This window comes from Pseudomonas sp. Z2-11 (genome assembly GCF_054161305.1).
The window spans coordinates 1,306,667-1,324,378 of the sequence record NZ_CP096395.1; the positions used below are offsets into that span (position 1 = coordinate 1,306,667).

Consider the following 17,712-nt stretch of genomic DNA (forward strand, 5'->3'; position numbering starts at 1 on the left):
GGGCTTCCTTTGGGCTGCCGTACAAAATTTGCCCATGATGCCGCAGGAATCCTTTCCCGACCAGTTTCAGATCCTCATCATCCCCGGCTCAGCTGTCATTCAGCGTCTTCGTGGGGCTCCCAATCGCGCGTGCGGCTGACGGCTTTTTTCCATCCTGCGTAGAGTTTTTCCTTGGCTTGCTCATCCAGCTGCGGTTCGAACTCGCGCTCGATGACCGCTTTGCCACGCAACTCTTCCAGGCTGCCCCAGAAACCGCATGCCAGGCCAGCCAGGTATGCCGCGCCGAGCGCAGTGGTTTCGCGCATTTTCGGGCGTTCGACCTGCGTGCCAAGTATGTCGGCCTGAAATTGCATGAGGAAATTGTTGGCCACGGCGCCACCGTCCACGCGCAAGGACTTGAGGCGTTCGCCGGCATCCTGTTGCATGGCGTCGAGTACGTCGCGGGTCTGGTAGGCGATGGATTCCAGCGCGGCCCGGATGATGTGATCGACCCGCACGCCACGGGTCAGGCCGAACAGCGCGCCACGGGCGTAGGGGTCCCAGTACGGTGCGCCGAGGCCGGTGAAGGCTGGCACCAGGTAAACGCCGTTGCTGTCCTTGACCTTGTTGGCGAAGTATTCGGTGTCGAGGGCGTCGTTGATGATTTTCAGTTCATCGCGCAGCCACTGGACGGTAGAGCCACCGTTGAACACCGCGCCTTCCAGGGCGTAGGCCACTTCGCCGCGAGGACCGCAGGCGATGGTGGTCAGCATGCCGTGGTTGGATTTGACGGCTTTGTTACCAGTGTTCATCAGCAGGAAGCAGCCGGTGCCATAGGTGTTTTTCGCCTGGCCCGGTTCCACGCACATCTGGCCGAAGAGGGCGGCCTGCTGGTCGCCGGCGATGCCGCCAATAGCGATGCCGCTTTTGGTCCGGCCGTAGATTTCCGAGGATGATTTGACTTCCGGCAGCATCTCGCGAGGGATGTTGAGGATGTCGAGCATCTTCGCGTCCCACTCCAGCGTGTGGATGTTGAAGAGCATGGTGCGAGAGGCGTTGGTGTAGTCGGTGACGTGGACCTTGCCGCCGGTAAATTTCCAGATCAGCCAGCTGTCCACGGTGCCGAACAGCAATTCACCGTTGCGCGCGCGCTCGCGGCTGCCTTCGACGTTGTCGAGGATCCACTTGAGCTTGGTACCGGAAAAGTAGGGGTCGGTCACCAGGCCAGTGGCTTCACTGATGTACTGCTCGTGGCCATCGCGCTTGAGTTGCTGGCAGATTTCGGTGCTGCGTCGACATTGCCAGACTACCGCGTTGTAAATGGGGCGGCCGGTGGACTTGTCCCAGACCACGGTGGTTTCGCGCTGGTTGGTGATGCCGATCGCGGCGACCTGGTCGTGATGCAAACCCGCTTGAGCCAAGGCTTCCACCATCACCGCGCTTTGCGTGGCAAAGATTTCCATGGGGTCATGCTCGACCCAGCCCGGTTGCGGATAGTGCTGGACGAACTCCCGTTGGGCGGTGCAGACCACGTTGGCGTCACGGTCGAAAATAATGGCGCGTGAGCTGGTCGTACCCTGGTCGAGGGCAATGATGTAGTTTTTGTTCTCTGAGTCAGTCATGTCGATTGCCTTGGGACGTGTGTTTGGGATGAAGCCATGGCGCATGCTTGAAGGGCAGTGGCATGCGCCCATTGTTTCAGGAAGTTCTTGGCTTGCCGTCAATGGCCGGTTCTGCATCCTTTGTAGCAGCCTTGGCACCCGGCAGGTGTCGGGCAATCAATCCGCGATACGCGGCAGCGCCCAGGCACGCACCCACTATCGGCGCGAAAATCGGAACCAGGAAGTAAGGGATGTCACGCCCGCCCGTGAGGGAAATTTCACCCCAGCCAGCGAAGAAAGTCATCAATTTTGGACCGAAGTCCCGCGCCGGGTTCATCGCGAAGCCTGTCAGCGGCCCCATCGAGCTGCCGATCACGGCGATCAGAAGGCCGATCAGCAGCGGCGCAAGCGCACCACGAGGCAGGCCATTGTTGTCGTCGGTCAGGGACATGATCACGCCCATCAGGATTGCAGTGATGATCACCTCCACCAGAAAGGCTTGGCCGGTGGAGAGCGCCGGGTGCGGGTAGGTGGAGAATACCGAAGCCAGTTCGAGGCTGGCTTGGGTGCCACGAATCATCTGTCGGGACTGTTCGAAATCGAAGAAAAGATTGCTGTACAGCGTGTAGACCAAGAGCGCGCCACAGAATGCCCCCGCCACCTGACAGACAATATAGAAGGGCAGTTTGCGTTTTTCGAAATCGGTAAAAATACACAGGGCGATGCTGACGGCGGGGTTGAGGTGGGCGCCGGAAATACCCGCGCTGAGGTAGATGGCCATGCTGACCCCGACACCCCAGATGATGCTGATTTCCCACAACCCGAAACTCGCACCCGCGACCTTGAGCGCCGCGACGCAACCGGTACCGAAAAAAATCAGCAGGGCGGTGCCGAGGAATTCGGCCAGGCATTGGCTGGAAAGGGTGGGCTGTTGTAAAGCGGTAGTCATGCAAACCTCGGTGTTTTTTGTTCTTGTCTGGCGCCTTCGATAAACCTTGAAGACACGTTCTTCGCCGAGACCAGGATCCCCATCCAGGTCTAGGGTGCTGCTTGAGACAGGTAAATCTGCTTTCAGTTTCGAAAAAATATAGACAAGAAACGCTGATGTCAAAGGTCGAAAGTGAACCGTCGGTCACATTTGGATTATTCGTCACGTGAATGTCTCGCTGTGCACCCTGCAGGGAGATCATCCCAGTAGGCTCACGACGCCTTTTCATTGCCGATGGCTTAGAATCCGCGCCACTCTTTTGCTTTTTCCTGGTCAGGAGCCGTCATGACCCCCGCATTGGACCTGCTTAAAAAAGTGCGCGCCGAACATCGCATCCACAGCTACGAACATGACCCGAAGGCTGCCTCCTATGGGCTGGAGGCGGCTGAAAAACTCGGTCTGGATCCGGCGCAGGTGTTCAAGACCCTGTTGGCGGCCAGCGAAAAAGGCGAATTGCTGGTGGCCGTGGTGCCGGTGGCCGGGAGCCTGGATCTGAAAGGCCTGGCTCATGCGGCCGGAGTGAAAAAAGTCGAGATGGCCGATCCGGCCGCGGCGCAGCGTTCGACCGGCTATTTGCTGGGCGGGATCAGCCCGCTGGGTCAGAAAAAGCGTCTTCGCACGTTTATCGACAACTCTGCGCAGCCGTTGGCCAGCATGTTCGTCAGCGCGGGGAGACGCGGGCTGGAAGTGGAACTGGCGCCTGCGGTACTGGCGGAGCATACCGGAGCGATCTTTGCTGATATCGGGCGTGCCTGAGCCAGTTGGTGGCCGCTGCGATCAAGCGGGAGCAGGCTCCCTCGCCAGAATGATTTGAATCTTCAAGATCGATCGGGCGTCAGATTTCATGTGCGCTGTAGTGTGAAAATTCTGCTGATCTATCACTGGCTAAACGATGTCCGGGCAGCTCATGCTCGCGCATCCATAAAAAAGGAGAAGTGCCATGCAGCTCGCGTTTCATCAAGTCGATGCGTTCAGTGACCGGCCGTTTGGCGGTAACCCGGCGATGGTCTATCGGCTCGATGCCTGGCTTGCCGATGAACTGATGCAGAAAATTGCCGCCGAACACAACCTGGCCGAGACCGCTTTTCTGGTACGTGAGAACCAGCGTTGGCACATTCGCTGGTTCACGCCCACCACCGAAGTGCCGCTGTGTGGGCACGCGACGTTAGCCAGCGCTCATGTGCTGTTCGAGGTTTACCGCGAACCGGCCGAGCGACTCGACTTCATCTGCAGGTCCGGAGCGTTGAGTGTCACTCGTGAAGGCGATCGGTTGTGGTTGGATTTCCCGGCCATCGTGCCGACTGAGTTGGGCGCCTCCCTGGCGGTCCAGAGCGCCTTGGGTGTCGAGGCGGTGGATGTGCTCAGTTGCAACGAATTGTTCGTGGTGCTGGAGTCGGAGCAGGCAGTGCTCGATTGCAAGCCGGACATGGCGGCCCTGGCGAAGCTGCCGTGGCCGGGTGCAATCGTTACCGCACCGGGAAGCAAGCACGATTTTGTCTCGCGCTATTTTGCCCCGGCGATCGGCATCAACGAGGATCCGGTGACCGGGTCGACTCATTGCAGCCTGATTCCATATTGGTCCAAACGCCTGAACAAACACGGCCTGACGGCCTATCAATGCTCGGCGAGGGGCGGGGCGCTGTTCTGCCGATTGGAAGGTGAGCGGGTGAAGATTGGCGGGGATGCGACGTTGGTGGCTAGCGGTACGCTGACACTCGGCTAAGCCAGCTGAATCCAATGATATAAATTGTGGGAGCGAGCTTGCTCGCGATAGCGATTCTTCAGCTTGCATCAATGCTGACTGTGCCTCCGCTATCGCGAGCAAGCTCGCTCCCACAGGTATTGTGTTCTTCCAATCTTAGCTTGCAGCGCCATACCGCCGCACACCACTTTCCCCGATCGGCAGATGCGCCGCCGTGCTGCCCGACGCCTGGAACAGCACCAGGTGCTCAGCCGCCACGCGTATACCGACCGTAGCCCCGACCTGATGGTCGGCATGACTTGGGAAAATCGACTCCAGTTGTGCGCCGGTCGGCAGTTGCAGGCGATACAAGGTTGAAGCACCGAGGAACGTCTTGCCAACGATAGTCGACGTGAGCGGACTGTCCGGCGCGTGGACGATGTCGTCCGGGCGCAGCAGGACGTCTACGGCACTGCCGATAGGCCAGGTGTACGCCCGGTTGCCGCGCAGCATGCCCAGTTCGGTCTGCACCGATTCCGGGCTGTCGAGCTGACCGCGGATGAAGTAACCCTGGCCGATGAAACTGGCGACATAGGGCGTCAGAGGTTCGTGATACAGGTTGTAGGGCGTATCCCACTGTTCCAGGCGACCCTCTCTGAACACGCCAACATGGTCACTCACCGCAAAGGCTTCTTCCTGGTCATGGGTGACCAGGATTGCGCTGGTGCCGCGGGCCTTGAGAATGTCCCGCACCTCATGGCTGAGCTTGCGTCGCAGCTCGCCGTCGAGGTTGGAGAAAGGCTCGTCGAGTAACAGCAGCTGGGGTTCCGGTGCCAGTGCGCGAGCCAGCGCCACGCGCTGTTGCTGGCCTCCCGACAGTTCGTGGGGAAAACGCTTGCCCAGGCTTTTCAGGTTGACCAGCTCCAACAGTTCTTCGACCACGCGATCCTTGTCCGGGTGTTTGCGGATGCCGAACGCGATATTTTCGGCGACGCTCAAATGCGGGAACAGCGCGTAGTCCTGAAACACCATGCCGATGCGGCGTTTTTCCGGGGCGAGGGTAAACCCCGCGCGGGAAATGGTTTCCCCAGCCAACTGGATCTCGCCTTCATGCACCGGTTCGAAACCGGCGATGGCCCGCAGGGTGGTGGTCTTGCCACACCCGGACGAGCCGAGCAGACAACCGATGTCACCAGCATTGAGGTGCAGGTTGAGGTTCTGGACGACCCGCTGGTCCTGATAACCGCAGGCCAGATTGTGCAGATTCAATAACAATGGAGCACTCATGCGTGGTGGTACGCCGGCTCGACGAGGAATTCAAGCAGGGCCTTCTGTGCATGGAGACGGTTTTCTGCCTGGTCCCACGCCACCGAGCGGGGATCGTCGAGCAGGTCGAGGCTGATTTCTTCGCCACGGTGGGCTGGCAGGCAATGCATGAACAGCACCTCGGCATCCGCCAGGTCGAGCAGTGCCCGATTGACCTGGAAGGGCGCAAACAACTCCAGGCGCTTGGCGGTTTCTTCTTCCTGGCCCATGGACGTCCAGACGTCGGTGCTCACCAGGTGCGCGCCGGCGACGGCCTGTTTCGGATCGCGCAGGATTGTCACCCGGTCGCCGGCCCTGGCGACGAATTGCGGGTTGGGTTCGTAGCCTTCAGGGCAGGCGATGCGCAACTGGAAGTCGAACTGGATGGCCGCTTCTATATAGCTGTTGCACATGTTGTTGCCATCGCCGATCCAGGCCACGGTCTTGCCCTGGATCGGGCCGCGATGTTCGAGGAAGGTCTGCATGTCGGCGAGCAACTGGCACGGGTGCAGATCGTCGGACAGGCCATTGATCACCGGCACGCGCGAATGCGCCGCGAACTGGGTCAGCGTGCTATGGGCAAAGGTCCGGATCATCACCGCATCGAGCATGCTCGACATGACGATGGCGCAATCGCCAATGGGTTCGCCACGGCCCAGCTGGGTGTCACGGGGCGACAGGAAAATCGCCTGGCCGCCGAGCTGGATCATGCCGGCTTCGAAAGAAATGCGCGTGCGCGTGGAGGATTTCTCGAAGATCATCCCCAGCACACGGTTTTTCAAGGGCTCGAACAGTACGCCGCGCTTACGCAGGTCCTTGAGCTCCACGCCTCGACGGATCACGCCGAGCAACTCTTCGGGCGTGAAATCCATCAGGGAGAGAAAGTGCCTTGCGCTCATGATTGACTACCTTTTTGTAACTGACCGCAGATGCTCAAAGCCTTGTTTAATGGAAAAACGGGCGAGACCTGCGGCAAAAGCCGCACGGGGCGACGAAATTAGGGGAAGGCGCGATATTGACATTAAATGTCGCGTCTTACCAATAGGGCTACGGTTTTAGGGGATTTCAATGAGGTCATGGCAGGACTGCGATGACATGTTTGAAGCCGGTTTCCTGACAGCAGCGAGCCCATTTGTACACTGGCGCTGCGGCGCTTGGCAAACAAGCCGGACGGGCGCCGGAGGACAAACGGCGTTTTATTGGCCAGCGTGCAATTGTTTTCGTGTGTCTGTCATCGGATGTGAGATTTCTAAATGCAAGGGCCTGGGTTATAAATGAACCCTTAGACGCAGGAGCCCCGAAATGGATTCGAAAGAGCAACAACTGATGGAACTGCTGGGGCTGACGGCACGCTCCCTGACGCACCTGACCGCTTCGGTGACCTCCATGTCATTCGAATTGTTGCGCAGCGAAGACGAAGTGACCAAGGCTGCCGGCCGCCGCATGATCGACCGCATGGCTACCATCAGCAGCGGCCTCGACGAACATTGGCGATTGATCGGCGAGTTGACCGGAGTGCCCATCGCTCAGGAACAAGTGGAAACCGTCGAGGAAATCCAGCTGCTGGCGCCGCCTCCCGAGCACCCCTGAAATCGGTTGGCCTAATGCCCGGCGATTCACAGGACGAACGTCGCTGGCGCGGTGGAGGATCCCGCGCCATAGTTTTGTTCCCGCGGCCGAAAGTGCCCGCTACGAATAAAACAGAGACTGGCCATGACCAAGACTCTTCATCACCGTGCGTGCCATCTATGTGAGGCCATCTGTGGCCTGACGCTCGAAACCACCGAAACTGAAGGCCAAGGCCTGGCGATCACCTCGATCAAGGGCGATCCGCTGGACAGTTTCAGCCGTGGGCACATCTGTCCCAAGGCCGTCGCCCTGCAAGATATCCAGAATGACCCGGACCGGCTGCGCCAACCCATGCAGCGAGTCGGCGGCGAGTGGCAGCCGATTGCCTGGGATGACGCTTTCGCCCTGGTCGCCGAACGCCTGGCGGCAATCCAGGAGCGCCACGGCCAGAACGCGGTGGGCGTCTACCAAGGCAACCCCAGCGTGCATAACTATGGGTTGATGACCCACAGCAACTATTTCCTCGGCCTGCTGAAGACACGCAGTCGCTTCTCGGCGACGTCGGTGGATCAACTGCCCCATCACCTGACCAGTCACCTGATGTACGGTCACGGCCTGCTGCTGCCGATACCGGACATCGACCATACCGATTTCATGCTGATCCTGGGGGGGAATCCGCTGGCTTCCAACGGCAGCATCATGACCGTGCCGGACGTCGAGAAGCGCCTCAAGGCGATCCAGGCCCGTGGCGGCAAAGTCGTGGTCGTCGATCCACGGCGCAGCGAAACGGCGGCCATTGCCGACCAGCATGTTTTCGTGCGTCCCGGTGGCGATGCCGCGCTGCTGTTTGGCCTGCTCAATACGCTGTTCAGCGAAGGTCTGAGCCGCGACAGCCATTTGCCGGTGGACGGCCTCGAAGAGGTGCGCCAGACCGTGGCGGGGTTTACCGCCGAGGTGATGAGCCCCCTCTGTGCGGTGGCGGCGCCGCAGATCCGGCAGTTGGCCCGCGACTTTGCCGCTGCGCCCTCAGCGGTCTGCTACGGCAGAATGGGCGTGTCCACCCAGGCGTTCGGCACGTTATGCCACTGGCTGATCCAAGTGATCAATCTGGTCACCGGCAACCTCGATCGGGTGGGCGGGGCATTGTGCACCGAGCCGGCGGTGGACCTGGTGGCGACCACTTCGGGTGGTCATTTCAACCGTTGGCAGAGCCGGGTGTCCGGACGTCCCGAATACGCCGGCGAGCTGCCCGTGTCGACCTTGGCCGAAGAAATGCTGACCGAGGGCGACGGGCAGATTCGTGCGCTGGTCACCGTGGCCGGCAACCCGGTGCTGTCCACGCCCAACGGGCGGCAGCTCGAACAGGCGCTGGATGGGCTGGAGTTCATGGTCAGCATCGATTTGTACATCAACGAGACCACGCGTTATGCCGATCTGATCCTGCCATCGACCTCGGCTTTGGAAAACGATCACTACGACACCACGTTCAACCTGTTCGCGGTGCGTAACGTCAGCCGTTTCAATCGGGCGATCCTGCCCAAGCCCGAAGGGGCGCTGCACGATTGGGAGATTTTTGTCGGCCTGGCCAAGGCCTTCGCCGCGCGGACTGGCAAGGCACTCAAGCCGACCATGCCGCCCGCGCAAATGATTGATTTTGGCCTGCGCGCGGGAAGGTATGGGGATGCCTCGCCACACAAGTTATCGCTGGCGACGCTGTTCGATTATCCCCACGGCATCGACCTCGGTGCGCTCAAGCCCAACCTGACGACGCGCTTGAAAACCGAAAATGGCCGTGTGCAGGCGGCGCCGGCGGTGATCCTCGCTGATCTGGCGCGCTTTGCCGCGCTGCGAGCGCCGGCATCGGACGAGTTGCTGATGATTGGCCGTCGGCATGTGCGCAGCAACAATTCCTGGATGCATAACTTTCATAGGCTGGTGAAGGGCAAGCCGCGCCATCAGTTGCTGATGCATCCTGAAGACCTCGCCAGTCGCGGTTTAGTCGATGGCCAGCGCGTGCAGGTCAGTTCACGGGTGGGCGTGATCGAAGTGGAGGTGCAAGGCAGCCTGGACATGATGAAAGGCGTGGTCAGCCTTCCCCATGGCTGGGGCCACGCCCGACCAGGCGTGCAGATGACCATCGCCAGCAGCCAGCCTGGTTCCAGCGCCAACGACCTGACCGATGAATGTCAACTCGATGAGTTGTCCGGCAATGCGGCGCTTAATGGGGTTCCGGTGAAAGTGGCGGCTGCGTAGAATTGTCCTTGGGCCGGACCGAGCAGGGTGCTCGGCTTTCCGTTACAATGCGCCACCGTGTCGACATCTGTAGTCGCAAAGTTCAAGCCGAGGTGCTCCGTGGATATCATCGAAACGATCAAAGACCAGATTGCCAACAACACTATCCTGCTTTACATGAAAGGCTCGCCGAATGCCCCTCAGTGCGGCTTCTCGGCCAAGGCTGCTCAGGCGGTGATGGCGTGTGGCGAGAAGTTCGCTTACGTGGACATCCTGCAGAACCCGGAAATCCGCGCCAATCTTCCCAAGTACGCCAACTGGCCAACCTTTCCACAGTTGTGGGTTGGCGGTGAACTGATCGGCGGCAGCGACATCATGACCGAGATGGCCGCGGACGGTTCGCTGCAGTCAACGATCAAGGCAGCTGTAGAAGCGGCAGCAGTGAACAAGACTGAAGCCTGATCCACCCCAAACCAATGTGGGAGCGAGCCTGCTCGCGATGAGGGCGTGTCAGTCAATTTGATGGTGACTGACACACCGCTATCGCGAACAGGCTCGCTCCCACAAGGAATCTAGGTGAGCCTGGAATCCAGGCAACAAAAAGCCCCGCTCCTCGAAAGAGGGCGGGGCTTTTTTGTGGCTCGCTGTCGGGGAAGCTTATTCTTCGCCCATCTGCGACTGCAGGTAGTTCTCCAGACCGATCTTGTCGATCAGGCCCAACTGGGTTTCCAGCCAGTCGATGTGCTCTTCTTCGGACTCGAGGATATCCTCGAGCAACTCGCGACTGCCGAAGTCACCGACGGTTTCGCAATGGGCGATGGCGGCTTTCAGGTCGGCGTGGCCGGTGCGTTCGATGCGCAGGTCGCATTCGAGCATTTCCCGAGTGTGTTCGCCGATGTGCAGCTTGCCCAGGTCCTGGACGTTCGGCAGGCCTTCGAGGAACAGGATGCGCTTGATCAGCTTGTCCGCGTGTTTCATCTCGTCGATGGATTCGTGGTACTCGTGCTTGCCCAGCTTGTTCAGGCCCCAATCCTCATACATGCGCGCATGCAGGAAGTATTGATTGATCGCGACCAGCTCATTGGCGAGGATCTTGTTGAGATGCTGGATGACTGTGATGTCGCCTTTCATGGTGAGGGCCTGCCCTGTAATAGCTGTGTATACGGCAGAGTTTGAGCCGCGCAATTACTAGTGTCAAACCTAAGTTATTGAATAATAAATGAAAATTAATCGGAATAAGAATGTTTGTGTTCCGCGTCTGGAGGCTAAGCACTTGATTTACCGGCATAAAAAAACCGGACATTGAGTCCGGTTCTTCAAAAAGCTGGATTTATGCGGCAGTAAATTCTACCGGATAAGGGATCGAGGCCTGGGCGGTCTGCACTTTGGCGAGGGTTTCACGCACCACTTCCTTGGCAAGGCAGGCACATTTACCGCATTGGCTGGCTACGCCGGTGGCCTGGCGGACTTCCCGATAACTGCAGCAACCTTCATAGATCGCTTCGCGGATCTGTCCGTCGGTGACGCCAGTGCAGAGGCATACATACATAAGTGAGAACCGTCGCTGGTTGTGACTCAATTGAGACGGATCTTAATGTTAACGAGAATGATTGTCAAAGCAGTTTCTGATAGTCCCAGGCTTGAGATGCCTCGGTCTGACGAACGGTTTTTTCCCGGTGGGCCATGCGACGTCGCGGATTTCCGAGATCCCCGAAAAACCGTTGAGGACAGTCCAAACGCGCGGTGTATGATGGTCGGTCCTTGCAAAGCGGGTTCGTGTCACAGGGCTGTCGCCTGAGGGTGGCAGGCTGGCGCGGACCCGGTTTTCACGTTACTACACCAGGAGATATCCAATGAGCGTACTCGTAGGCAAACAAGCCCCTGACTTCACCGTTCCAGCCGTCCTCGGCAACGGCGAAATCGTCGACAGCTTCACCCTGTCCTCGGCCATCAAAGGCAAATACGGCCTGGTGTTCTTTTACCCGCTGGACTTCACTTTCGTCTGCCCGTCCGAGCTGATCGCACTGGATCACCGCATGGACGACTTCAAGGCGCGCAACGTTGAAGTGGTCGCGGTTTCGATCGACTCGCACTTCACCCACAACGCCTGGCGCAACACCCCGATCAACAACGGCGGGATCGGCCCGGTGAAGTACACCATGGCCGCTGACATGAAGCACGAAATCGCCAAGGCCTACGACGTTGAGTCCGAAGGCGGCGTGGCCTTCCGTGGCGCGTTCCTGATCGACGACAAAGGCGTGGTCCGTTCGCAGATCATCAACGACCTGCCGCTGGGCCGTAACATGGAAGAGCTGATCCGTCTGGTCGACGCTCTGCAATTCCACGAAGAGCACGGCGAAGTCTGCCCGGCCAACTGGAAAAAAGGCGACAAGGGCATGACCGCATCGCCTGAAGGCGTAGCGGCTTACCTGGGCGAACACAGCGACAAGCTGTAAGCGCACTCAGGCATAAAAAAAACCGGCCCTTGATGGGCCGGTTTTTTTTGGGGTGTTCCAAACTTGTCGGCCGAAGCACGATACCGCGTGGCGAGGGAGCTTGCTCCCGCTTGAGCGCGAAGCGCTCACAAAATATTTGGGGCGGCTACGCCACCCAGCGGGAGCAAGCTCCCTCGCCACAAAAGCCGCAAGAGCCAGATTTGGCGCCGATATCAGTCGTCGAAATCCTGCCAGCCGCCCATTTCCTTCCAGCGATTGACGATGCCGCAGAACAGCTCGGCAGTCTTCTCGGTGTCATAGCGGGCCGAGTGGGCTTCGCGGCCGTCGAAATCGATGTCGGCGGCCTGGCAGGCCTTGGCCAATACGGTCTGGCCGTAGGCCAGACCGGCCAGGGTCGCCGTATCGAAGCTGGAAAACGGGTGGAATGGGTTGCGCTTCATGTCCAGTCGCGCAACGGCGGCGTTAAGGAAGCCCAGGTCGAAGCTGCTGTTGTGGCCGACCAGGATCGCGCGCTTGCAACCGTTGGCCTTCAGGGCCTTGCGCACGCCACGGAAGATGTCGGTCAGTGCCGTTTCCTCGCTGACCGCCATGCGCAGCGGGTGGTCGAGCTTGATCCCGGTGAATTCCAGCGCGGCTGCTTCGATGTTGGCGCCTTCGAACGGTTCAACGCGGAAGAAATAAGTGTGGTCCGGGAACACAAAGCCTTTTTCGTCCATGCCGATAGTCGTCGCGGCGATTTCCAGCAACGCATCGGTGGCCGAGTTGAAACCGCCGGTTTCTACGTCGACCACGACCGGCAGGTAACCCCGGAAACGGGCTGCCATGGGGTGCCGAGCGCCGCCGGAACCACCGTTGCCGTCCAGTTCGTCGTCGAAATGATCTTCACTCACGCGTTTTCCTCCAGCAGGCGCCAGCGCAGTTTTTCACCGGCGCGCAGCGGGATGACAGTCTGTTCGCCAAACGGCAAGCTGGCGGGGGCAGTCCACTCGTCGCGGACCAGGGTAATGCTATCGGTGTTCACCGGCAGGCCATAGAAGCGCGGGCCGTGCAGGCTGGCAAAACCTTCGAGCTTGTCCAGCGCGTTGCGCTGCTCGAACGCTTCGGCGTACATCTCGATGGCGGCATAGGCGGTGTAGCAACCGGCGCAACCGCAGGCGGCTTCCTTGGCATGGCGGGCGTGGGGCGCCGAGTCCGTGCCGAGGAAAAACTTCGCACTGCCGCTGGTGGCGGCGTCGAGCAAGGCTTCCTGGTGGGTGTTGCGCTTGAGGATCGGCAAGCAATAGAAGTGCGGCCGGATCCCGCCCACCAGCATGTGGTTGCGGTTGTAAAGCAGGTGATGCGCGGTAATGGTCGCGCCGACGTTGGCCGGGGCTTCGTTGACGAACTGCACGGCATCGCCGGTGGTGATGTGTTCGAACACCACCTTGAGCGTCGGGAAACGCTCCACGACGCGGCGCATGTGCTCGTCGATGAAAATTTTCTCGCGGTCGAACACGTCGACATCGCCCCGGGTGACTTCGCCATGGATCAGCAACGGCATCCCGACTTCGGCCATCGCTTCAAGCGCCGGGAATATCTTGTCGATGCTGGTGACGCCGGAGTCCGAATTGGTGGTGGCGCCGGCCGGGTACAACTTGGCCGCGTGGACGAAGCCACTGGCCTTGGCCTCGCGAATTTCCTCGGGCTGGGTGCGGTCGGTGAGGTAAAGCACCATCAGCGGTTCGAAGCGGCTGCCGGCCGGGCGTGCGGCCAGGATGCGCTGGCGATAGCCATCGGCCTCGACGGCGTTGCGGACAGGCGGAACCAGGTTAGGCATGATGATTGCGCGCCCGAAGGTGCGCGCGACATCGGCGACGGTATGGGTCAACACAGCACCATCGCGAAGATGAATATGCCAGTCGTCGGGACGCAGCAGGGTCAGGCGGTCGGACATTGAGGGGCTTCCAGGCGGGTCAAACTCTGGGGGAATGCTACCGGAAAAGACCGATGCGGGCACCCGCTATCAAGTTTTGCCACAAGTTACCGATAGCCCCTTCAGGTGTGCCACGAATCCGTGCGGTGTCTCGTACAGGCGTCATGCCCGGTGTTTTTCGATTTCCGTAAGTAAAAAGCCAGTGGAGCCTCCCGTGCGCCAGCGTTATCTAGCCTTGCTCAGTGTGTTTGCCAGCCTTCCTGCGATGGCGCTCACTTTCCAGACTCGTCTGGAGAGCATCGAGTGGACGGTCGAAGGCGACAAGTTCGAGTGCCGGCTGAGCCAGCCGATCGCCGATTTCGGCAGCGGCGAGTTCGTCCGCCGGGCGGGCGAGCAGGCCACGTTCCGACTTAAGGCCTACAACCCGGTGCTGGGTGGCGGTTCCGCGACGCTGCTGGCGGCCGCTGCGCCGTGGCAACCGGGGCGGGGCGACATCAACCTGGGGTCGGTCAGGATCGGCAGCGGCGACGTGTTGTTCAACAGCTCCCAAGTCCAGGCGGGACGCCTGATCAGTGGATTGATGGAAGGGCGCAGCCCCGTGGTCCGGCGTAATACCGAGGATGGCCGGGTGTCGGAAGTTCGCCTGTTGCCTGTGCGCTTCAACAAGGCCTTCAGCGACTACCAGGGCTGCGTGGCGAAACTGTTGCCGAAGAATTTCGAGCAGATCAAGCAGACCCAGATCGGCTTTCCCGGCGAGGGGGTTGAGCTCGACGCCCAGGCCAAGGCTCAATTGCAGGCCATGCTCGACTTCATCAAGGCTGACCCGAGCGTCAACCATGTCGAACTCGATGGGCATTCCGACAACAGCGGCAACCGCTTGACCAATCGTGAGCTGTCGCGCCGCCGTGCGCTGGCGGTCATGGATTTCTTCAAGGCCAATGGCTTCCAGGAATCGCAGTTCACTGTGCGTTTCCACGGTGAGCGTTATCCGCTCGTGCCTAATAACAACGCCGCCCATCGCGCCAAGAACCGGCGTGTGGTGGTGCAACTGGATCGAGTGGCGGCCACTCAGGCGCCAGCGGCCCAGCCCACCACGCCAACCCCGCCAGCAACGCCAGCTGTGCCTGCGGCGACGCCCGCTGCGGCACCCGGCAAGGCTCCGGCGCCGGTCGCCCCCACCAAGGCCGTGGCGCCCGCAGCGGCGACTGCAAGAACTTCCTGAGGCCATTCTGATCGTCGCGCCATCGACATAATCTGTCGCTTCGTCGTCATAAGCTGTCGCGCCTCTGTAAATTATCCGCGCTGGACGTTAGACTTCCCGGCTTTCCGTACAACCCGTGGAGTGATGGCATGGCGGACGTAAACAAGGTCGTTCTGGCGTATTCCGGCGGCCTGGACACTTCGGTGATCCTCAAGTGGCTGCAGGACACTTATAACTGTGAAGTAGTGACGTTCACCGCTGACCTGGGGCAGGGCGAAGAAGTTGAGCCAGCCCGCGCCAAGGCTCAGGCCATGGGCGTCAAGGAGATCTACATCGATGACCTGCGCGAAGAATTCGTCCGCGACTTCGTGTTTCCGATGTTCCGCGCCAACACTGTTTACGAAGGCGAGTACCTGCTGGGTACCTCCATCGCCCGTCCGCTGATCGCCAAGCGCCTGATCGAAATCGCCAACGAAACCGGCGCCGACGCCATTTCCCACGGTGCTACCGGCAAGGGCAACGACCAAGTACGTTTCGAGCTGGGCGCCTATGCCCTCAAGCCGGGCGTCAAAGTCATCGCCCCGTGGCGCGAGTGGGACCTGCTGTCCCGTGAAAAACTGATGGACTACGCCGAGAAGCATGCGATCCCGATCGAGCGTCACGGCAAGAAAAAATCCCCGTATTCGATGGATGCCAACCTGCTGCACATCTCCTACGAAGGCGGCGTGCTGGAAGACACCTGGACCGAGCACGAAGAAGACATGTGGCGTTGGACCGTCTCCCCGGAGAAGGCTCCCGATACCCCGCAATACCTTGAGCTGACCTATCGCAACGGCGATATCGTTGCCCTCGACGGCGTGGAAATGAGCCCGGCCACCGTCCTCGCGACGCTGAACCGTATCGGCGGCGAACACGGCATCGGTCGCCTGGACATCGTTGAAAACCGCTATGTCGGCATGAAATCCCGCGGCTGCTACGAAACCCCCGGCGGCACCATCATGCTGCGTGCTCACCGGGCGATCGAGTCGATCACCCTGGACCGCGAAGTGGCTCACCTGAAAGACGAGTTGATGCCCAAGTACGCCAGCCTGATCTACACCGGCTACTGGTGGAGCCCGGAGCGTCTGATGCTGCAACAGATGATCGATGCTTCCCAGGCCCACGTGAACGGCGTCGTGCGTCTGAAGCTGTACAAGGGCAACGTGATCGTGACCGGGCGCAAGTCCGACGAGTCGCTATTCGATGCAAACATCGCGACCTTCGAAGAAGACGGTGGCGCCTACAACCAGGCCGACGCGGCCGGCTTCATCAAGCTCAACGCCCTGCGCATGCGCATCGCGGCGAACAAGGGTCGCAAGCTGTTCTGACCCGGCTGCTCAAAAAAAGGCCTGCCATGCGCAGGCCTTTTTTTTGCGCATTGTCTCGTCCTGAATAATGTATTGCCGGGGAATATCATTGATCGCTTTTGCTGGTTTATAACAAAAGTAGAGCGGTTGAATTGAGTAAGCGCAAATAGGCTTCGGAAATAAGGTTATTAAGCTGCGATCTCTTCCATGGAAGTTTTTTCTGGAGGAGGCAAGCGTTTGTGCATGAATAAATCAATTACTTTGTGTGAGAAAAGTCCCACGTCTAATAACAGGTCAGGTTTGTTTTTTGCCGAAACCGAGCTGTTCTCGGGGAGCTGTGGCGCGTCAGAATCACTCCATCGCTGCGACGGAAAAAATCATGGCGCGTTATTTCACGGATTATTTGTAGGATTTTTCTGCATTGCTTGTAAGTTATGTCTTTCGGTGCGAACGGCTTGCTACAGCGGCATCCCACGGGTGAAATGACTACGCTATTGTGCGTGCTCTAAAAATTCGAACAGCTAAGTTGGATTTGCCCATGAATAAAGTGCTGATCGTGGATGATCACCCCGTCATTCGTCTTGCTGTACGTTTGTTAATGGAGCGCCATGGATATGAAGTCATCGCGGAAACAGACAATGGCGTCGATGCGTTACAGCTGGCGCGCGATAAAATGCCCGACATCGTTGTTCTCGATATCGGGATCCCGAAGTTGGACGGACTGGAGGTTATCGCGCGCCTGACCACCAATCCTTCGCCGCTCAAAGTGCTGGTGCTCACCTCTCAGTCGCCAGGGCATTTCTCGATGCGATGCATGCAGATGGGAGCGGCCGGTTATGTGTGCAAGCAACAGGACCTGACCGAGTTGTTGAGTGCAATAAAAGCGGTGCTCTCGGGCTACAGTTATTTTCCCAACCAGGCGTTGCATACCGTGCGTTCGAGCCTGGGCAACGCCAGCGAGTCGGATATGGTCGATCGTTTGTCCGGACGAGAGATGATGGTCCTGCAGCAGCTGGCCCGTGGGAGGACCAACAAGGAGATTGCCGACGGGATGTTCCTGAGCAACAAGACAGTGAGCACCTACAAGACCCGACTGTTGTTGAAGCTCAATGCCCGCTCACTGGTCGACCTGATCGAGCTGGCGCAGCGTAACGGATTGGTGTGAGTCCACAGCCCCACGTGCTCGGTAAAAGGCCTCCGACAGGGAGGCTTTTACGAGTCAGAGGTCAAAATCATAGTCGGCCAATTGTTTCTGCAAGCGACGCTCTTCCAGCAGGTTATCGATGGTGCGACGTTTGCTCAGGTTGGTTTTCGCCACTTCCACGACCACAGGTTCCGCATCGTCAGCCTCGACGGCGATGAAATCGTCTTCTACATCCAGTTGTTCTTTGCCAGCGCTCATGGGTTCGACTCCAGGCTAAGACTGCCATTGGCGCTCCTTA

18 protein-coding genes are annotated in these 17,712 nt (G+C 59.4%); 9 read left to right on the plus strand and 9 right to left on the minus strand.

All coding sequences use genetic code 11. The annotated features are described in order from the left end of the window. Positions 1–95 precede the first annotated feature (95 nt). Complete coding sequence (gene glpK / locus M1E16_RS05705; RefSeq protein ID WP_305496365.1) at positions 96–1,601, minus strand: glycerol kinase GlpK; 1,506 nt, start codon at positions 1,599–1,601, stop codon at positions 96–98. Positions 1,602–1,677: 76 nt separating this feature from the next. Continuing rightward, a complete protein-coding gene (locus M1E16_RS05710) occupies positions 1,678–2,529 on the minus strand; it encodes an MIP/aquaporin family protein (RefSeq protein WP_434602968.1) in 852 nt (283 codons plus the stop codon). Positions 2,530–2,853: 324 nt separating this feature from the next. Between M1E16_RS05710 and ybaK the strand changes: the two genes are divergently transcribed. Beyond that, complete coding sequence (ybaK, locus tag M1E16_RS05715) at positions 2,854–3,324, plus strand: Cys-tRNA(Pro) deacylase (RefSeq protein ID WP_305496364.1); 471 nt, start codon at positions 2,854–2,856, stop codon at positions 3,322–3,324. 184 nt (positions 3,325–3,508) lie between these two features. Continuing rightward, on the plus strand, positions 3,509–4,291 hold the full coding sequence (locus M1E16_RS05720) for a PhzF family phenazine biosynthesis protein (protein WP_458129396.1): 783 nt from the start codon (positions 3,509–3,511) through the stop codon (positions 4,289–4,291). A 135-nt stretch (positions 4,292–4,426) separates the two neighbouring features. Here M1E16_RS05720 and M1E16_RS05725 read toward each other — a convergent pair whose 3' ends face one another. Next, positions 4,427–5,536, minus strand: coding sequence for an ABC transporter ATP-binding protein (locus M1E16_RS05725; protein WP_458129397.1), 1,110 nt, complete (start codon positions 5,534–5,536; stop codon positions 4,427–4,429). Continuing rightward, positions 5,533–6,453, minus strand: a complete 921-nt coding sequence (gene argF, locus M1E16_RS05730; protein ID WP_305496361.1) for an ornithine carbamoyltransferase — start codon at positions 6,451–6,453, stop codon at positions 5,533–5,535. The genes M1E16_RS05725 and argF overlap by 4 nt, the downstream gene beginning before the upstream one ends. 403 nt (positions 6,454–6,856) lie before the next feature. Here argF and M1E16_RS05735 point away from each other — a divergent pair, with 403 nt between their 5' ends. The 3 genes from M1E16_RS05735 (at position 6,857) to grxD (ending at position 9,817) form a co-directional block, all read left to right on the plus strand. Beyond that, positions 6,857–7,144, plus strand: a complete 288-nt coding sequence (locus M1E16_RS05735; protein ID WP_305496360.1) for a hypothetical protein — start codon at positions 6,857–6,859, stop codon at positions 7,142–7,144. A 123-nt stretch (positions 7,145–7,267) separates the two neighbouring features. Beyond that, positions 7,268–9,376 (plus strand): molybdopterin oxidoreductase family protein, encoded by a 2,109-nt coding sequence (locus M1E16_RS05740; RefSeq protein WP_458129398.1) that lies wholly within the window; start codon positions 7,268–7,270, stop codon positions 9,374–9,376. A gap of 99 nt (positions 9,377–9,475) precedes the next feature. Then, the gene (gene grxD, locus M1E16_RS05745; protein ID WP_458129399.1) at positions 9,476–9,817 is read left to right on the plus strand and encodes a Grx4 family monothiol glutaredoxin; all 342 of its coding nucleotides are present in this window, start codon (positions 9,476–9,478) and stop codon (positions 9,815–9,817) included. A 195-nt stretch (positions 9,818–10,012) separates the two neighbouring features. Here the strand turns inward: grxD and bfr are convergent, their stop codons facing one another. After that, positions 10,013–10,486 carry a bacterioferritin gene (gene bfr / locus M1E16_RS05750; protein WP_186635709.1) on the minus strand — a complete coding sequence of 158 codons (474 nt, stop codon included), beginning with the start codon at positions 10,484–10,486 and terminating at the stop codon, positions 10,013–10,015. Positions 10,487–10,685: 199 nt separating this feature from the next. Continuing rightward, a complete protein-coding gene (locus M1E16_RS05755; RefSeq protein WP_003178704.1) occupies positions 10,686–10,904 on the minus strand; it encodes a bacterioferritin-associated ferredoxin in 219 nt (72 codons plus the stop codon). Positions 10,905–11,208: 304 nt separating this feature from the next. On the opposite strand from M1E16_RS05755, the gene M1E16_RS05760 reads away from it, so the two are divergent. Beyond that, positions 11,209–11,811: a peroxiredoxin gene (locus M1E16_RS05760; RefSeq protein ID WP_434569603.1), complete on the plus strand. Its 603-nt coding sequence runs from the start codon at positions 11,209–11,211 to the stop codon at positions 11,809–11,811. Between the two features lie 212 nt (positions 11,812–12,023). Here M1E16_RS05760 and rnt read toward each other — a convergent pair whose 3' ends face one another. Then, entirely contained in the window at positions 12,024–12,701 is a 678-nt protein-coding gene (gene rnt, locus M1E16_RS05765) for a ribonuclease T (RefSeq protein ID WP_039591753.1), read from the minus strand. Continuing rightward, on the minus strand, positions 12,698–13,744 hold the full coding sequence (gene pyrC, locus M1E16_RS05770; RefSeq protein WP_305496357.1) for a dihydroorotase: 1,047 nt from the start codon (positions 13,742–13,744) through the stop codon (positions 12,698–12,700). The genes rnt and pyrC overlap by 4 nt, the downstream gene beginning before the upstream one ends. Before the next feature lie 193 nt (positions 13,745–13,937). Here pyrC and M1E16_RS05775 point away from each other — a divergent pair, with 193 nt between their 5' ends. From M1E16_RS05775 to M1E16_RS05785, 3 genes are all read left to right on the plus strand, one after another. Continuing rightward, positions 13,938–14,945 (plus strand): flagellar protein MotY, encoded by a 1,008-nt coding sequence (locus tag M1E16_RS05775; RefSeq protein WP_458129400.1) that lies wholly within the window; start codon positions 13,938–13,940, stop codon positions 14,943–14,945. Between the two features lie 128 nt (positions 14,946–15,073). After that, positions 15,074–16,291: an argininosuccinate synthase gene (locus M1E16_RS05780; RefSeq protein WP_003204943.1), complete on the plus strand. Its 1,218-nt coding sequence runs from the start codon at positions 15,074–15,076 to the stop codon at positions 16,289–16,291. 517 nt (positions 16,292–16,808) lie between these two features. Beyond that, the gene (locus M1E16_RS05785) at positions 16,809–17,435 is read left to right on the plus strand and encodes a response regulator transcription factor (RefSeq protein WP_305496355.1); all 627 of its coding nucleotides are present in this window, start codon (positions 16,809–16,811) and stop codon (positions 17,433–17,435) included. Positions 17,436–17,489: 54 nt separating this feature from the next. Here the strand turns inward: M1E16_RS05785 and M1E16_RS05790 are convergent, their stop codons facing one another. Then, positions 17,490–17,672 carry a PA3496 family putative envelope integrity protein gene (locus M1E16_RS05790; RefSeq protein ID WP_135846865.1) on the minus strand — a complete coding sequence of 61 codons (183 nt, stop codon included), beginning with the start codon at positions 17,670–17,672 and terminating at the stop codon, positions 17,490–17,492. Positions 17,673–17,712: the final 40 nt, after the last annotated feature.

Excerpts from the sequence above, each read along its gene's own strand:
- M1E16_RS05725 (WP_458129397.1), bottom strand. The coding sequence starts at position 5,536 with ATGAGTGCTCCATTGTTATTGAATCTGCACAATCTGGCCTGCGGTTAT.
- M1E16_RS05710 (WP_434602968.1), bottom strand. The coding sequence starts at position 2,529 with ATGACTACCGCTTTACAACAGCCCACCCTTTCCAGCCAATGCCTGGCC.
- bfr (WP_186635709.1), bottom strand. The coding sequence starts at position 10,486 with ATGAAAGGCGACATCACAGTCATCCAGCATCTCAACAAGATCCTCGCC.
- M1E16_RS05720 (WP_458129396.1), top strand. The coding sequence starts at position 3,509 with ATGCAGCTCGCGTTTCATCAAGTCGATGCGTTCAGTGACCGGCCGTTT.
- M1E16_RS05735 (WP_305496360.1), top strand. The coding sequence starts at position 6,857 with ATGGATTCGAAAGAGCAACAACTGATGGAACTGCTGGGGCTGACGGCA.
- ybaK (WP_305496364.1), top strand. The coding sequence starts at position 2,854 with ATGACCCCCGCATTGGACCTGCTTAAAAAAGTGCGCGCCGAACATCGC.
- M1E16_RS05755 (WP_003178704.1), bottom strand. The coding sequence starts at position 10,904 with ATGTATGTATGCCTCTGCACTGGCGTCACCGACGGACAGATCCGCGAA.
- M1E16_RS05790 (WP_135846865.1), bottom strand. The coding sequence starts at position 17,672 with ATGAGCGCTGGCAAAGAACAACTGGATGTAGAAGACGATTTCATCGCC.
- M1E16_RS05760 (WP_434569603.1), top strand. The coding sequence starts at position 11,209 with ATGAGCGTACTCGTAGGCAAACAAGCCCCTGACTTCACCGTTCCAGCC.
- pyrC (WP_305496357.1), bottom strand. The coding sequence starts at position 13,744 with ATGTCCGACCGCCTGACCCTGCTGCGTCCCGACGACTGGCATATTCAT.
- argF (WP_305496361.1), bottom strand. The coding sequence starts at position 6,453 with ATGAGCGCAAGGCACTTTCTCTCCCTGATGGATTTCACGCCCGAAGAG.
- M1E16_RS05780 (WP_003204943.1), top strand. The coding sequence starts at position 15,074 with ATGGCGGACGTAAACAAGGTCGTTCTGGCGTATTCCGGCGGCCTGGAC.
- M1E16_RS05740 (WP_458129398.1), top strand. The coding sequence starts at position 7,268 with ATGACCAAGACTCTTCATCACCGTGCGTGCCATCTATGTGAGGCCATC.
- glpK (WP_305496365.1), bottom strand. The coding sequence starts at position 1,601 with ATGACTGACTCAGAGAACAAAAACTACATCATTGCCCTCGACCAGGGT.
- M1E16_RS05785 (WP_305496355.1), top strand. The coding sequence starts at position 16,809 with ATGAATAAAGTGCTGATCGTGGATGATCACCCCGTCATTCGTCTTGCT.